The organism is Sporosarcina contaminans, assembly GCF_042679045.1.
In the GTDB taxonomy this organism is placed as follows: Bacteria; Bacillota; Bacilli; order Bacillales_A; family Planococcaceae; genus Sporosarcina; species Sporosarcina contaminans.
Genome location: NZ_JBHTLT010000013.1, coordinates 27,440 through 43,567 on the forward strand (window position 1 = coordinate 27,440; position 16,128 = coordinate 43,567).

Genomic DNA, 16,128 nt, shown 5'->3' on the forward strand with positions numbered 1-16,128 from the left:
TAGTAGATAAATTCTGTATTAGTGTAGCATGGATGTTGAATCTCTGCAATCTTTTGTATGAAAGGAATGATATTATTTCCTCAAAGCCGCGGGGATAGGAAAAATAGAATCAAAATGCTATACTAATCAAGGATATATTATCGAACGATTAGGGCGGTGATTCATATGGAATTGAATAAGCGCCAGACCGAAATCCTTGAAATCGTCAAATTGGATGGTCCGATTACCGGTGAACAAATTGCCGAGCGATTGAAATTGGCGAGAGCGACGATTAGGCCGGATTTGGCAATCCTAACAATGGCAGGATTTTTAGATGCAAGGCCAAGGGTTGGTTATTTTTATTCCGGAAAAAAGCCGACCCAATCGGTGTCAGATGGAATGATCGGCATGAAAGTCGGGGATTTCCAGTCAATCCCTGTCGTCGTGAACGAAAATGTATCGGTCTATGATGCGATTTGTCAAATGTTTTTAGAAGATGTAGGCACGCTCTTCGTTGTTGATAAATCTTCTTGCTTGTCAGGTGTGTTATCAAGAAAAGATTTGCTACGCACAAGTATTGGCACAACCGAATTGGAAAAATTACCGGTCCACGTCATTATGACACGAATGCCGAATATTACATATTGCAAAAAGCAAGATACGCTTATACATGCAGCAAAAAAGATGATGGATAAACAAATAGATTCCTTGCCTGTCATTGTTGAAAAGAGCAAGGGCCTTGAAGTAGTGGGAAGAATTACGAAGACGAATATAACTGCCGCTTTTCTTTCATTGGCGGAAGAGCATGAATTATGATCAATTACCCAAAAGCATAATGAGTAGGAGTGATCAAATGAGGAAATTGACATTGTTCATAGTTTCCGATTCTGTCGGCGAAACCGCAGATTTAGTTGCAAAAGCAGCAGCAAGCCAATTTAGACAGGACTTGGAAACAGTATCGATGAAACGTTTTTCCCACGTTGAAGATGAATCGCAGCTAACTGAAATCGCTTATTTGGCGAAAAGGCAAGATGCAATTATCATTTATACATTAGTAAAAAGCAATATGCGTCAAAAGCTGTTGGAAGAATGCCGCAAGCATCAGTTGAAATGCATTGATTTGTTAGGACCAATTGTCGATAAAATCAGTCAGCAGCTTACTGAGAAGCCTTTCGAAGAACCTGGACTTGTTAGGCAATTGGACAACGATTATTTCAAAAAAATTGAAGCGATTGAATTCGCGGTTAAATATGATGATGGAAGGGACCCAAGAGGTGTTTTAAAGGCTGATATTGTGCTTGTCGGCGTTTCAAGAACGTCAAAGACACCTTTATCGCAATACTTGGCACATCGCAGGTTTAAAGTTGCAAATGTGCCGTTAGTACCGGAGGTGGATCCTCCGGAAGAGCTTTATCAAATCGATCCAAATAAATGTTTCGGTTTAGTCATTTCTCCTTCAGTTTTAAATTCGATTCGAAGAGAGAGACTGCTCACTTTAGGGTTGAAAGATGATGCGAATTACGCACAAATCGACCGGATCAGGCAAGAATTAGATCATTTCAATAAAGTCGTTTCTAAGATAGGCTGCAAAGTGATTGATGTTTCCAATCGTGCTGTTGAAGAAACAGCAAATCTTATTATGAGCGAAATGTCAAATCGCTTTTAATTGTTTATTTGCATAGAACGTGTAGCATCCTTTGGAAGGACCACCCGGGCAAAATGGTTGGTTCTTCTTTTGCGGATGTGTACAATAGTTATTTGGTAAAACTTGAATTCGTCAATTTGATAAATAATAGTATGATGTTAAGAGCTTACTAAGTGCGTAAGTTGGATTAGTTGATGAGATGAAAGTTGAGTTGCAATTGTCATTACGTATATTCAATACTTTTTTTCGCATAATAATAGATTACGATGTATAATTTGAAACGAAATAAGCAAGGAAGAATATACTGAACGCTTTGAGTCAAACTAGAAAAAATAAAGGCGATTTGCAACAATTGCTTAACTACACTCTATTAATTTACAAATCATCACTTAAAAATTATTTTGTCGAAAAAGCAGGATTTGCGGAATCTATCTCGAATTCAGTAAGAGAGTGGAATGGTGATTCAATGACGAAAATACCAGAAGAGACAATTGAAGAGATCCGCTCGAAAACAGATATTGTTGATTTGATCGGTGAATACGTCCAGCTAACAAAAAGGGGGAAGAACTACTTCGGCTTATGTCCTTTCCATGGCGAAAGCACGCCATCTTTTTCAGTTACTGAAGAAAAGCAATTATTTCATTGTTTTGGCTGCGGTGCGAGCGGAAATGCCATTACATTCGTTATGGATATTGAAAACGCTACGTTTACCGAAGCAGTTTCTAAACTTGCAAGCCGATCAGGGATTGCAATTGAAACATTTAGCGCAGACGGAGCTGTTCAAAAGAAAAGTAATGAGCATCAGTCTCTTTTAGATGCGCACGCATTTGCTGCTAATTTCTATAGTCATTTATTACTTAATACGGTTGAGGGCGAAAAGGCCTTGCATTATTTGGAGAATAGAGGATTTACCCGTGAGCATATCGAAAAGTATGGTATAGGTTGGTCCTTGGAAGATAGGGAAACGTTAACTCAATTATTGCAGCGGAAAAAATTTGATATGAAGGAGATGGAAAAAGCAGGTCTCATTATTATGAAACAAGATGGGACAGGCTATTTTGACCGTTTTCGTGGACGTATCATGTTCCCGCTTCATGACGATAATGGAAATGTAGTCGGCTTTTCTGGAAGGCGTCTTTCTGATTCAAAAGAAGAAGCTAAGTACTTAAATAGTCCAGAAACCCCCATTTTTGAAAAGAGCAGACTGCTTTATAATTTTCACCAAGCGCGTCTTAATGTACGTAAATCGGGTAAAGTAATACTATTTGAAGGATTTATGGATACAATTGCCGCAGAACGTGCAGGAATTTTGAATAGCGTGGCAGTAATGGGAACATCCTTATCTGAAACACATCTATTGAAATTGAAACGCATTGCAAATCAACTGATCATCTGTTGCGATGGAGATGATGCAGGTTGGGAGGCAGCAAAACGGTTTGCAAATCTATCCATTCAAAAAGGATTGGATACGCAAATTGCTTTATTGCCAGGAAAAATGGATCCTGATGAATATATTGCTACCTTTGGAGGCGATGCTTTCGTCAACAAGGTAATTGGCAATCCATATTCATATATGTCTTTTATCATTGCTTATGCAAAACGATCAAAAAACCTATCACATGAAAATGATGTGTTGCAATATATCCATGAAGTATTGGAAGAACTTGCACCTAAGTTATCCCCGATCGAGAAAGATTTAATGATACGCCAGTTATCCGCAGAAACCGGTGTATCAGCCGAAGCGCTCCACGAGCAATTGACAAAACGGTTAGGCAAAATGGCCAAGCAGGAAAAAGCGCAATGGCAAGAATCACGACTCGAACAAGCTGCACCAATAGCGGCACCACGTAAAATGACGAGTATAGATCGGGCTGAACGATTGTTGCTATGCCATCTTCTCAATGACGGAGCCTTATTCGATAGGGTAAGGCAAGATCATCAGGAGATGTTCATCCGGGAAGATTATTCGACAATCTTCGTCAAGTTAGCCGGATTTTACGAACAACATGGCGAGCCGGATTTTCATAGATTTGCGGAAACGATCGAGGATCGTGAACTTCGTAAAATTGTAATGGAAGCGGCAATGATGGATAGAGATCCGGAGTCTGGAGAGCAAGAAGTGAATGATTGTATTCATCATTTGGCCAAGCAACGCATTATCCAGAAAATTGAAGAGATGATGCATGCATCAAAAGAAGCAGAAAAAATGAACGATCATACCCGGGCACTGGAGCTGGCCAGGGAAATTATACAGCTCCGGAAATCATTATCGGCAATGTAGAGCCGTATTCCGGCGAATTAAGGAGGAACGGGTATTATGACTAAAAAAGAGCAATCCGGAGAATTGGAGAACGAAATGACATTAGAAGAAGTAAAAGCTAATTTATTAGAAGCAGGCAAAAAATCGGGTGAATTAACGATTGAGGAAGTAACAGAAAAACTATCCGCATTTGAAATGGAGCCCGACCAATTTGAAGAATTCCTTGATCAGATTGAAGCCCAAGGGATCGAAATGGATCGAAAAGACGATGATGAAGACGGAGGAAAGGAAGAAGAACAATTCGACCTAAATGATTTAAGTGTGCCTCCCGGCGTCAAAATTAACGATCCTGTGCGCATGTATCTGAAAGAAATCGGCCGGGTCGATTTATTGACTGGTGATGAAGAGGTCAAATTAGCGATCCGTATCCAAGAAGGCGTGGAAGCGGAACAAAAGCTTGCCGAATTGGATAAGCCCGACCCTGAACTTGAAGAAATCGTCTTTAGGGGGGAAAATGCCAAGAAAAAACTAGCGGAAGCCAATCTCCGGCTCGTCGTCAGCATTGCAAAACGATATGTTGGTCGTGGAATGCTGTTCCTTGATTTGATTCAAGAAGGGAATATGGGTCTTATTAAAGCCGTAGAAAAATTTGACCATACGAAAGGATTTAAGTTTAGTACGTATGCGACATGGTGGATCCGTCAAGCGATTACCCGTGCCATTGCGGACCAGGCGAGAACAATCCGAATCCCGGTTCATATGGTTGAAACGATCAATAAATTAATTCGTGTGCAGCGTCAATTGCTGCAAGATTTAGGTCGTGAACCGTCACCTGAGGAAATCGGGGAGGAGATGGATTTAACAGCAGAAAAAGTGCGTGAAATCTTAAAGATTGCTCAAGAGCCTGTATCGCTGGAAACGCCGATTGGAGAAGAAGATGATTCGCATTTAGGTGATTTCATCGAAGACTCTGAGGCACAATCCCCTTCTGATCATGCAGCGTATGAATTGCTGAAAGAGCAGTTGGAAGACGTATTGGATACATTGACAGACAGAGAAGAAAATGTTCTAAGACTTCGCTTCGGATTGGACGATGGCAGAACTAGAACGCTTGAAGAAGTCGGGAAAGTGTTCGGTGTAACTCGTGAGCGCATCCGTCAAATTGAAGCAAAAGCTTTGCGTAAGTTAAGACACCCATCGCGAAGCAAACGATTGAAAGATTTCTTGGAGTAATTTCCAATCTTATATAGCGAATTGGATAGGCTATCCGAAAAGTGGCGAATTACTTTTCGGACAGCCTTTTTTATAAGAATAGGGGCTTGGTTTGGTCATGAGTGTACAAAGAAAAAAAATCATCACAACAGAAATCAAATATTGGAAACAGCATAATTTATTGCCGGAGCATTATTGCGATTTCTTGCTGACGCTGTATACAGAGGGAGAAGAGGTAGAAAGCAAACCTTCTTCTGCTATCCTATCAAAAGAAAAGAAAACAATTAAAATGCAATATATTTGGTTGGCAATTATCGGCTTGGCAGTTAGCGCATCATTATTCATTTTTAAAGACAATCCCCTCATTCCAATGAGTATCGCTACGATTACGGTAATCTCTTTGTTGATTGGAAGTATGAACAGTAGGCTTCTAAAAAAAGGGATCGTTCCTTTTTTGTATGTGTTATGTGCAATGATTTTGCTATGCATGTCATTAGTTGTTTGGATGAGTTTTTTTGAAGGACAAACGATGTTATTAATTGCTTTGCTTATATTGAATTGTGTTTTATGGCTATTCGCCGGAAGGATGCTTAAACTTATCTATTTCACGATTTCCGGGGCTGCAGGCTTGCTACTTATTATCGGTTTTTTGTTTACATCTCTATGAGAATATAAACTTCATTCTATAGAATGTTGTGAATCAATGATTATATTCGGTATAATAAGAATGTAAGCGTTCACAACAAAGGGGATGAAGAAATTGAATTTCGATTTAACAGATGAACAACAGATGATCCGGAAAATGATGCGGGAGTTTGCAGACGAAGTTGTCGCTCCTGGAGCCATCGAGAGGGACCGGACAAAAGAATTCCCGAAAGAGATTTTTAAACAGCTTTCGGATATGGGAGTAATGGGACTTCCTTTTCCGGAACAGTACGGTGGCGGTGGAGGCGACACGATTAGTTTTGCCATTGTCACAGAAGAGTTGAGCCGTGCTTGCGCTTCAACCGGCATCACGTATTCTGCGCACATTTCATTGGGGGGAGCTCCATTATATTTGTTTGGTACCGAGGAGCAAAAAGAAAAATATTTAACGCCGATATGTAAAGGGGAAACATTCGGCGCATTTGGATTGACAGAGCCTAATGCAGGTTCGGACGCGGGGGGGACGCAGACGACTGCACGTGAAGAAGGCGATGAATTTGTCATTAACGGTTCCAAAGTATATATTACGAATGCAAGCCATGCAAGGCATCTTGCGCTCACTGCTATTACTGGCCAAGAAAATGGAAAGAAAGAAATAAGTGCCATTATCGTTCCGACAAATAGTGAAGGATTCACCATTATCGATAACTATGAAAAAATGGGGCTGAACGCGTCCAATACGACGGAATTGGTATTGGACAATGTTCGCGTGCCGAAAGAAAATTTATTAGGAAAACGCGGCCACGGTTTTCGCCAGTTTTTAGTTACGTTAGATGGTGGACGTATTGGCATTGGTGCAATGGCTGTAGGAATTGCCCAAGCAGCTTTTGATCGGGCATTACGCTATTCCAAGGAACGGAAACAATTTGGAAAAACATTATCGGAATTCCAAGTAATTCAGTTTAAATTGGCTGATATGGCAATGAAAATTGAACTAGCGCGTAATATGGTCTATAAAGCAGCATGGTTAAAAGACCAAGGACGTCCGTTTACGAAGGAAGCGGCAATGTGCAAATTATACGCTTCAGAAATTGCGATGGAAATTGCCGATGAAGCGATCCAAATTCATGGAGGCTATGGATATATGAAAGAATATGAAGTCGAACGCTATATGCGGGATGCAAAATTGCTCGAAATCGGTGAAGGAACTTCAGAAGTCCAAAGAATGGTCATTGCGCGCCAAGTTGGTGTTTAATGGAAAAGAGCTCAATACTGTGAAATCATTAGACCAATAATAAATTGTCCGATCAACGGCAATTCTCTTCGAAACGCTGAATTTCGTTTGTGGGGAATCCATTACGATTATCCAAGAAAGCGATAAGAATGATTGCGAACATATGAAAAGGAAAATCACAATCCAAACGCCAATTTTATTGAACGGTTTAGCAGCTTCCTTGGAAATCGAGCCTTTTAAGTAATTTTTGTGTTTATGGTCGAATTTCCAAAAACAGATACCGACAAAAATCGGAAAAAGTTTGTCTAAATTGTCACAAACGGTTAAATGAATAAGGATAACTCTTTCAGTTTTTCATCGAATACAGTACAATGATAGTTGTGTACTGTATTATTTACAGAATAGATCCCGGTGAAGGAGGGTAATTCAATGAAAAACAATCCTGTAGTGCCTTATATCCTTATTTTTGCGCTTGGATTAGGACTTATTTTCTTCATGTCTCTTTACGGTATTGAACAAAAAGATGAAATCGCAGGTTCGGATGAAGAGGGAAATACAGAAGAAAATGCAGCAGCCGAGGATTTTGATCCTGAGGAATTCGTCCAAGGCCAATGTATTACTTGTCACGGTGATGACTTGACTGGAAACATGGGACCAAGCCTTGTTGGCTTAACTGAAACTCCAGAAGAGATTCACGACATCATCAAGAATGGTACACAAGGCGGAATGCCACCATTCGGCAGCAAGCTTGAAGATGATCAAATCGATCAATTGACAGAGTATCTTCTATCTCTTAAATAAGTAGTGGAGAGTCATCGGAAGTCGGCACCTTGCTGATGTTCCGATGACTCTTTTCAATTCAATAAGCTGCCTGCTTTTGATAAAGTAAGCAATAGTTATATAACGAATTGGAAAGGTGGCGGTTAATTGAATACTGTGAAATTGTCTGATCGTCTTGCGGCAGTAGCGTCTTTTGTAGAAGAAGGGGCCGTTCTTGCTGATATTGGAAGCGATCATGCTTATTTGCCGTGTTATTTAGTTCATGCACATAAAATCGAGAGAGCGATAGCGGGGGAAGTCGTCAAGGGGCCATTTGAATCCGCAGTGAAAAATGTAAAACGTGAAGGATTGGATGATCATATTACGGTTCGTTTAGCGAATGGATTGTCGGCTATTAAAGAGCATGATCAAGTCGATACTGTGACGATTGCAGGAATGGGAGGTCCGTTGATTGCTACTATCCTGCAGGAAGGAAAGGATAAGCTCTTTTCCGTAAAACGGATTATAACGCAACCGAATATTCACGCTTCTTCTATTCGTCAGTGGGCGATGGAAAACGGATGGAAGATTGTCAATGAGCAAATTTTAAAAGAAGACGGCAAAATTTATGAAATTATCGTATTGGAAAAAGGCAAATCGGTATATGATGATTTGGAAATTGCTGTAGGACCTTTTTTATTGCAACAACGCTCGGATACTTTTTTAGAAAAATGGAATCGCGAAGTTTTAGAGTGGCAACGTGTCTTGCAATCTTTGGAGCATGCGGCAGAAACGGAAGAAATCCGTTTGAAAAAAGATCATTTGAGCAAGCGAATCCAATTAATAGGGAAGGTGTTGTCAGATTGAAGAAAGTGAATGGACATGAAATCATATCTTTGTTTGAGCAATGGTCGCCTAAAAGATTCGCGGAAGACTGGGACCCGGTCGGTTTGCATATCGGTCAATTAAACCGTCAAGTTGAAAAAGTGTTAGTAACATTAGATGTCAACGAAGATGTTATTGACGAGGCGATTGAAGCAGGGGCGAATTTAATTATTGCCCACCATCCACCGATTTTCCGCCCAATGAAGCATATTTGGACGGATACTCCTCAAGGAAGAATGGTCGAAAAATGTATCAAGTATGATATTTCCGTTTATGCAGCTCATACAAATTTGGACGTTGCATCCGGTGGAGTCAATGATTTATTAGCTGACAAGTTAGGTTTGAATCATTTGGAAGTGATGGAAGTGACACATTCTGACCCGCTTTATAAATTGGCTGTTTTTTGTCCTGTTGAACAGGCGGATGAATTGCGTGCAGCATTGACTAAAGCAGGAGCTGGCGCGATCGGAGATTATGCAGGGTGCAGCTTCACTTCTACAGGCATCGGACGCTTCTTGCCACAAGACGGTGCCGATCCTTTCATCGGAGAAATCGGCAAAATGGAACAAGTTGAAGAGGAACGGATCGAAGTCGTATTGCCGGGACCGTTGCGACAAAAAGTGTTAAAAGCAATGCTTGATGCCCATCCGTACGAAGAGCCTGCGTATGATTTTTTTGTTTTGGACCAACGGACGGATGCGTACGGTTTAGGCCGTGTCGGCACGATCAAAGAACCAGCGAAGCTCGATGATTTTGCGGATTATGTAAAAGAGGCGTTGGACGTACCGGCATTGAGAATTGTCGGCGATGGCAATAAAATCGTGAAGAAAGTGGCAGTATTAGGTGGAAGCGGCAGCAAATACATTCATTCTGCGAAAAGGAAAGGTGCAGATGTATTTGTAACAGGGGATATTGACTTTCATACGGCCCAAGATGCAGAAGCGATGGGATTATCGATTATAGATCCTGGTCACCATGTTGAAAAAGTGATGATTGCAGGCGTGGCGCTTAAAATGGAACAGCTCTGTAAAGAGAGTGGATATGAGGTTACTTTTATCCAATCAGTAATCGATACAGAGCCATTTCGATTCATTTAAAAAATGGACTGCCTTCTCTCGGTTAGACGATGAAGGCAGTCCGTATTTTTACAATGTAGCGTACGGTTCAATTCGTTTGACCGGTTCAGGATTTTTGATTTTCGGCAAAATCTTTTCCAATTGAAATTTCCGCTCTGGTATATGCGTATCTGCGTTATTCGGATCAAATTTTTCAAGGAAGCTGATCACTTCACGCACAACTAAAGTTGGAGTTGAAGCTCCAGCTGTTACAGCGACCGTTTCTACGCCTTTCAGCCAGTCGATGTTAATTTCCGATACGTCAGAAATGCGATAGGAAGGCGTGTTGGCAATTTCAACTGACACTTGAGTTAAACGGTTTGAGTTGTTGCTTTTCGGGTCGCCGACAACGATTAGCAAATCGGCTTCTCCTGCCTGCTCAGCAACTGCTTCCTGCCGTACTTGTGTAGCAAGGCATATTTCTTTATGCTCTTCAATATGAGGGTATTTTTCTTTGAGAGCTTCCATAATATGCGCAACATCCCATTGACTCATCGTTGTCTGGTTCGTAACGAGCAACTTGTCGCTTTCCACATTCAAAGAGGCTACATCTTCTATCGTTTCGATAAGATGGACAGCGTGCGGCGCAACTCCAATTGCCCCTTCCGGTTCCGGGTGGTACTTTTTCCCGATATAAATAATTTCATACCCCTCGGAAGTTTTTTGTTCAATCAAATCGTGGGTGCTTGTAACATCCGGACATGTAGCATCTATCGAAACAAGACCTTTTTTGCGGGCCAATTCACGAACTTCCGGCGATACGCCGTGCGCAGTGAAAATAACTGTGCCCTTCTCTACTTGTTCTAAAATTTCTAAACGGTTTTTTCCGTCTAATGTAATAATGCCGTCCTGTTCAAATGCATCTGTTACATGTTTGTTATGGACAATCATGCCTAATATATAGATAGGTCTCGGCAATGTTTTGTCGAGCGCCGCATTTCTTGCGATAACCATTGCATCGACAACCCCATAACAGTAGCCGCGTGGGGAAATCTTTAAAACTTTCATCCGTTCCTCACTCCTCTAAAGTGATCTATACCTATTATAGCGGAGTTAGGCGTACGTTTCAAAATTATAAAGTGGGCGGCTGGAATATCCTTGGAGTGGAAGCGTTTGTTGGTGCACTTCGTGCTGCTGCGGAGGCAGCTCTTTGCGCAGTGGCTGCAGTTCCACCGGCGCCACCAGCTGCTGCAGTGGCGCTATTTGCCGACGGCAGAGATTGGAAACCTTTATATAATCTCCACATCGCCGGCAAATTTTGGAACATAGGTGCAATTTGCTGGACTAATGGAGCATATTGCTGTGCAGTATTTAAAAAGCGGTTGGCCGTTTGCATGTACATTTCCATCCTTGACGGTCCTTGCTGCATGCCTGCGGGACCGGGTCCTTGCCTGAACGGAGCCCTTTGCGACCCTTGAAAAGGCGCTCTTGGCGGCTGATTGAAAAACTGCTGTGTTGGAGCGCCAAAGCCCATTGGCCTCATTCCAAACGGTGACGGCTGTTGACGGGCGAATGGATAGAAGGATTGATATCTCATGATGAAACCCCTTTCCTTTGGTCAATATATACTTTCACATATATACTATGCGAAAATCACGTACGATGGAACGGAATCATGCTACAATAGGAATACGTTAGGAGGCATAATGAATGTCCAAATTTACTGATTATCAATTCAAACCATTTATCCGCGAAGCGATTGCCCGATTAGGATTCGAACAACCGACTCCTATCCAAAAAGAGATGATTCCTCTGATTTTAAAGGGGAGCAACGCGATTGGACAAGCTCATACAGGTACGGGGAAGTCACATAGTTTCCTCATCCCGTTATTGGAGCGCATAGACCAAGAGTCAGATGAGCTGCAAGCAGTTATTACAGCCCCTACTAGGGAGCTTGCAACGCAGCTGCATGAAGAACTTAAGAAATTGATTGCTGAGACTACAATTAAAACTGCTTTACTAATAGGTGGAACGGATAAACAGCGTTCCATTGGAAAATTAAAATCGACGCCTCAAATTGTTGTTGGGACACCGGGCCGTATTCGTGATTTATCAACAGAAGGGGCATTGCCGATCCATACTGCTTCCATCTTAGTCATTGACGAGGCTGATTTGGCATTTGACATGGGATTCATTGAAGATATTGATCAGTTCGCTTCAAAAATGCCAGCAGAGCTTGAGATGTATGTATTTTCAGCGACAATTCCTGAAAAGCTAAAGCCTTTTCTCTCAAAGTATATGGATAGTCCTGTCCATATCCAAATTGGCAAGAGAAAGCCATTAACGGAAGGCATGCATTATTCACTTGTTCCTGTTCGAAGCATGGATCGGAAAAAGAAATTATTGTCCGTATTGAAATCTATTAATCCGTATCTATCAATCATTTTTACAAATACAAAACAGAATGCAGATGAAGTTGCGGATTATTTGGCAGATCACGGCATTAAAGCTGGCAGGATCCACGGAGCTTTAACACCTCGGGAACGGAATCGAATGATGAAGCAAATTCGCGATCTTGAGTTCCAATATATTGTTGCGACAGATCTTGCGGCGAGGGGAATCGACATACCAGGAGTAAGTCACGTTGTCAATTATGAGCTGCCAGATGACTTGGAGTTTTTCATCCATCGTGTTGGCCGAACGGCAAGGGCAGGGCTTGAAGGAATTGCAATAACTTTATATGCGCCTTCGGAAGACGACAAAATCGTCCAAATCGAAAAAATGGGAATCCCATTTGTCCATGAAGATGTGCGCAATGGCGAATGGTTTGAAGTGAAAGACCGCCATGCGAGAAAGAATCGTGTAAAAGAAGTCGATGAGTTAGACCGGAAAGCGGCATCTTTCGTAAGGAAACCAGCAAAAGTAAAACCAGGATATAAAAAGAAAATGTCTAAAGAAATTGAGGATTTTAAGAGGCGGGAAAGGAGATTGAAACGAAGAAATGGGAAAAAATGATCAACTATTATTAGGTTCGCATGTTTCAATGAGTGGCAAGAAAATGTTGTTAGGTTCAAGTGAAGAAGCGTTGGGCTACGGCGCTACCACTTTCATGATTTATACAGGTGCTCCCCAAAATACGAGGAGAAAGCCGATTGAAGAGCTGAACATTGAAGCGGGCCAGGCACATATGAAGGAAAATGGCATGTCAAACATTGTTGTGCATGCTCCATATATTATTAATATAGGGAACACGACCAAACCTGAAACGTTCAGATTAGGTGTCGATTTCCTGCAGCAAGAAATCGAACGGACTGCAGCATTAGGTGTGGATCAAATTGTTTTGCATCCAGGTGCGCATGTTGGGGCAGGGGCCGATCAAGGTATTGCAAAAATTATTGAAGGGCTCAATGAAGTGCTATCCAGCAAATCAGATGTCCGAATTGCTCTTGAAACGATGGCTGGCAAAGGAAGTGAATGCGGCCGGAGTTTTGATGAGTTAGCAAAAATTATAGATGGTGTGACGAATAACGAAAGGCTGTCTATTTGCTTTGATACTTGTCACGTCCATGATGCTGGATATGATATTGTGAACGATTTTGACGGCGTTTTAGATGAATTCGATCGAATCATTGGTAAAGACCGGATTTCAGTCATCCACGTGAACGATAGTAAAAATGAGCGTGGGGCAATGAAAGACAGGCATGAAAATATTGGCTTCGGCCATATTGGCTTTGATCCACTCTGTTATATCGTGCATCATCCTGAATTTACAGCGATCCCTAAAATTTTGGAGACGCCATTCATTGGGAGTGACCCTAAAAAGAAAAAAGCACCGTATGAGGTTGAAATTGAAATGTTGAGATCAAAAACTTTTGAACCTGATCGCCTCATGGCAAGCGTTTAACAAATGAAACCGTTGCAGGAAGAAGTTGTAAGTAAACTTCCTGCAACGGTTTTAATGTTATTTTAGCGAGTCTAAATAATATTGGAATAACTCCTCGCCCTTTCTTTCTCCAACCGCTCTCTTCACTTTCTCTACAAATTCAGGGGGAACACCGGTAAATAACCAATGGAGTGAAATGTCATCCAAAAGGGGCCGCAAAGCTCTAATTTCTTCAATGCTTAAGCGAACTCCATAAGAAGCAGCAAGTGCCTGTGCATCGCGATCGCTCGACATTTTCAAATCATTTATGAAGCGTATAAAATCCAATCTTCATCCATCCTTCTCAATGGGTTGTATTTCTGTCAACATTCCGCTATACTTTTACAGTAGTCTTAATCGTAATCATTCCTGTTTAAAAATGGGTGAATCGATTTCCGGGAACGATAAAACCGGAATTTTTTACAAGGAAGGAATCCTATTAATGAAAAAAACGATAATTGAATGTCAGAATGTAAGTTTTACATACGAGCATTCGACTGTACTTGAACATACTTCACTTGAAGTGAAAGAAGGGGAGTTCTGGGCGTTAATTGGGCCAAATGGATCCGGTAAATCTACATTGCTTAAAATTATCTTGGGCTTATTAAAACCTGATACAGGAACGGTAAAGCTTTTTGGGCAAAACATTGAGTCGTTTAAACAACGGGAGAGAATCGGATTCGTTTCGCAAAAGTCCAATGCGTTCAATTTGGGTTTCCCGGCAACTGTATTAGAAGTAGTGAAGAGTGGCTTAACGCGAAAAGTAGGTTTGTTTAAACCATTCTCCAAACAAGATGAAGAAACAGCAATGAATGCATTGCGAATCGTAAAAATGGAACAATTTGCGAGGAAAAATATTGGCGAACTTTCCGGCGGGCAGCAACAGCGGGTTTTCATTGCAAGGGCGCTTGTTGGGAAGCCCGATCTATTAATAATGGATGAGCCGACTGTTGGGATAGATCAGCAGAATGTCACATCTTTTTATACTATGCTAAAGGGTTTGAATCGTGAACATGGAATCGCGATTTTACTCGTTACGCATGAAATCGATCTTGTTACGGATTTAGCATCCCATGTCGCTTGCCTAAATCGCACGATTCATTTCCACGGTGTGCAATCGGAATATAAGAAAATGGATGACGCTGACATTTCTTCTTGGTATGGACATCCTGTAAGGCGAATCCATCATAGCAGCACGGAGGTGGAGGAATGATCAGTGCGATTTTGTCTTATGAATTTCTGCAAAACGCTTTTTTATCGGGCTTGATTATCGGAGTGATTGCTCCTCTATTAGGGCTATTTATAGTCGTGAGACGCTTAGCTTTAATAGCTGATGCATTGAGCCATGTTGCATTGGCGGGAATTGCGGGAAGTTTGTATTTAAGTCAGCAAGTATTGTTTTTCTCAGCATTGAATCCAGTATATTTAGGGATGGCGACTGCGGTCGGCGGTTCTTTGCTCATTGAAAAATTGAGAGGAGCATATCGTCATTTTGAAGAGCTTGCCATTCCGATTATTCTTTCAGCTGGGATTGGATTTGGTGCGATCTTCATTTCTTTGGCGAAAGGTTTCGGCTCTGATTTAGTAGGTTATTTATTTGGTTCTGTGTCAGCTGTAAGCAGGCAAGATTTATGGATTATACTTTTTACAGCGATCGTTGTTATTGCTTTCATTTATTTTTTCTATAAGGAATTATTTGCATTATCATTCGATACAGAGTATGCAAAGGTATCTGGGATTAACGGTAAAATTATACAAACATTCTTTATGATTATTGTAGCACTTGTAATAGGCGCTTCGATGCGGATTGTAGGAATTCTATTAGTCTCATCGCTTATGACCATCCCTGTTGCAGCTGCAATTCAAATGGCGAAAAGCTTTAAAGGGGCAATGTTTTATTCAATTGTCATAGGAGAGCTATCTGTTATTATTGGGCTATTTTCTGCATTTCATTTGGATATCGCACCAGGAGGAACGATCGTTCTTACATCGATTGTTATTTTACTAGTCGTCCTTGGATGGAAAAAAACGATTGGGAAGAAATCGGTTCAAAATAGGGAGGAGGATTTGGCATGACCTTAGACGAAGCGTGGCGCATTCTTCAAAGCAATCAATTCAAAAAAACAAAAAACAGAGATAGGATTTTAACTTACTTTTCCGAGCATGATCGTTATATTACAGCGAATGAAGTGCGGACATTCATGCTTGAAGACAATCCGAATATTAGTTTTGATACAATCTACCGAAACTTAACGACTTTTTCTGATCTTGGTATTTTGGAAGAGACTGAGTTGAACGGTGAAAAGCATTTTCGGATGCAATGTGATATTAGTGCCCATCACCATCATTTCATTTGCACAGCATGTGGCAAGACGAGAAATATTCCGCATTGTCCTATGGAATCGATCTCTGTCAATCTTTCAGGGTACGAGGTGGAGGGTCATAAGTTCGAAATCTATGGGAAATGTCCTATGTGCACGGCAAATTAATAATATTCCACTCATGGAAAGTCATGCAGATCAAAATGGTACC

17 protein-coding genes are annotated in these 16,128 nt (G+C 41.2%); 14 read left to right on the plus strand and 3 right to left on the minus strand.

Translation table 11 applies throughout. The features are described 5' to 3' along the window. Positions 1–165: 165 nt before the first annotated feature. The 9 genes from ACFQ38_RS01885 to ACFQ38_RS01925 all read left to right on the plus strand — a co-directional run bounded on the left by ACFQ38_RS01885 (position 166) and on the right by ACFQ38_RS01925 (position 9,716). Positions 166–795 (plus strand): helix-turn-helix transcriptional regulator, encoded by a 630-nt coding sequence (locus ACFQ38_RS01885; RefSeq protein ID WP_381479639.1) that lies wholly within the window; start codon positions 166–168, stop codon positions 793–795. Between the two features lie 37 nt (positions 796–832). Next, positions 833–1,645: a pyruvate, water dikinase regulatory protein gene (locus ACFQ38_RS01890; RefSeq protein WP_336822621.1), complete on the plus strand. Its 813-nt coding sequence runs from the start codon at positions 833–835 to the stop codon at positions 1,643–1,645. A 331-nt stretch (positions 1,646–1,976) separates the two neighbouring features. Next, positions 1,977–3,905, plus strand: coding sequence for a DNA primase (gene dnaG, locus ACFQ38_RS01895; protein WP_381479640.1), 1,929 nt, complete (start codon positions 1,977–1,979; stop codon positions 3,903–3,905). Positions 3,906–3,941: 36 nt separating this feature from the next. Next, on the plus strand, positions 3,942–5,117 hold the full coding sequence (gene rpoD, locus ACFQ38_RS01900; RefSeq protein WP_381479641.1) for an RNA polymerase sigma factor RpoD: 1,176 nt from the start codon (positions 3,942–3,944) through the stop codon (positions 5,115–5,117). 97 nt (positions 5,118–5,214) lie between these two features. Further along, entirely contained in the window at positions 5,215–5,763 is a 549-nt protein-coding gene (locus tag ACFQ38_RS01905) for a hypothetical protein (protein ID WP_381479642.1), read from the plus strand. 93 nt (positions 5,764–5,856) lie between these two features. Next, on the plus strand, positions 5,857–6,996 hold the full coding sequence (locus tag ACFQ38_RS01910; RefSeq protein ID WP_381479643.1) for an acyl-CoA dehydrogenase: 1,140 nt from the start codon (positions 5,857–5,859) through the stop codon (positions 6,994–6,996). Positions 6,997–7,404: 408 nt separating this feature from the next. Further along, entirely contained in the window at positions 7,405–7,776 is a 372-nt protein-coding gene (locus ACFQ38_RS01915; protein WP_336822626.1) for a cytochrome c, read from the plus strand. Positions 7,777–7,902: 126 nt separating this feature from the next. Continuing rightward, positions 7,903–8,601 (plus strand): tRNA (adenine(22)-N(1))-methyltransferase, encoded by a 699-nt coding sequence (locus ACFQ38_RS01920; RefSeq protein ID WP_381479644.1) that lies wholly within the window; start codon positions 7,903–7,905, stop codon positions 8,599–8,601. Then, positions 8,598–9,716 (plus strand): Nif3-like dinuclear metal center hexameric protein, encoded by a 1,119-nt coding sequence (locus ACFQ38_RS01925; protein WP_381479645.1) that lies wholly within the window; start codon positions 8,598–8,600, stop codon positions 9,714–9,716. The genes ACFQ38_RS01920 and ACFQ38_RS01925 overlap by 4 nt, the downstream gene beginning before the upstream one ends. Positions 9,717–9,764: 48 nt before the next feature. On the opposite strand, the gene ACFQ38_RS01930 is transcribed toward ACFQ38_RS01925, so the two are convergent. Beyond that, positions 9,765–10,742, minus strand: a complete 978-nt coding sequence (locus tag ACFQ38_RS01930) for a 4-hydroxy-3-methylbut-2-enyl diphosphate reductase (protein ID WP_336822629.1) — start codon at positions 10,740–10,742, stop codon at positions 9,765–9,767. Positions 10,743–10,806: 64 nt separating this feature from the next. After that, positions 10,807–11,271, minus strand: coding sequence for a VrrA/YqfQ family protein (gene vrrA / locus ACFQ38_RS01935; protein ID WP_336822630.1), 465 nt, complete (start codon positions 11,269–11,271; stop codon positions 10,807–10,809). Between the two features lie 113 nt (positions 11,272–11,384). Between vrrA and ACFQ38_RS01940 the strand changes: the two genes are divergently transcribed. Next, positions 11,385–12,689 carry a DEAD/DEAH box helicase gene (locus ACFQ38_RS01940; RefSeq protein ID WP_336822631.1) on the plus strand — a complete coding sequence of 435 codons (1,305 nt, stop codon included), beginning with the start codon at positions 11,385–11,387 and terminating at the stop codon, positions 12,687–12,689. Beyond that, entirely contained in the window at positions 12,676–13,578 is a 903-nt protein-coding gene (locus tag ACFQ38_RS01945) for a deoxyribonuclease IV (RefSeq protein ID WP_381479646.1), read from the plus strand. Before ACFQ38_RS01940 ends, ACFQ38_RS01945 begins: the two co-directional genes overlap by 14 nt. Positions 13,579–13,635: 57 nt before the next feature. Here ACFQ38_RS01945 and ACFQ38_RS01950 read toward each other — a convergent pair whose 3' ends face one another. Further along, entirely contained in the window at positions 13,636–13,884 is a 249-nt protein-coding gene (locus ACFQ38_RS01950) for a hypothetical protein (RefSeq protein ID WP_336822633.1), read from the minus strand. Positions 13,885–14,038: 154 nt separating this feature from the next. Between ACFQ38_RS01950 and ACFQ38_RS01955 the strand changes: the two genes are divergently transcribed. The 3 genes from ACFQ38_RS01955 to ACFQ38_RS01965 are packed head-to-tail and all read left to right on the plus strand — an operon-like array spanning position 14,039 to position 16,085. Then, positions 14,039–14,809, plus strand: a complete 771-nt coding sequence (locus ACFQ38_RS01955; RefSeq protein WP_381479647.1) for a metal ABC transporter ATP-binding protein — start codon at positions 14,039–14,041, stop codon at positions 14,807–14,809. Next, on the plus strand, positions 14,806–15,672 hold the full coding sequence (locus ACFQ38_RS01960; RefSeq protein ID WP_381479648.1) for a metal ABC transporter permease: 867 nt from the start codon (positions 14,806–14,808) through the stop codon (positions 15,670–15,672). The genes ACFQ38_RS01955 and ACFQ38_RS01960 overlap by 4 nt, the downstream gene beginning before the upstream one ends. Beyond that, positions 15,669–16,085 carry a Fur family transcriptional regulator gene (locus tag ACFQ38_RS01965; RefSeq protein ID WP_336822636.1) on the plus strand — a complete coding sequence of 139 codons (417 nt, stop codon included), beginning with the start codon at positions 15,669–15,671 and terminating at the stop codon, positions 16,083–16,085. The genes ACFQ38_RS01960 and ACFQ38_RS01965 overlap by 4 nt, the downstream gene beginning before the upstream one ends. Positions 16,086–16,128: the final 43 nt, after the last annotated feature.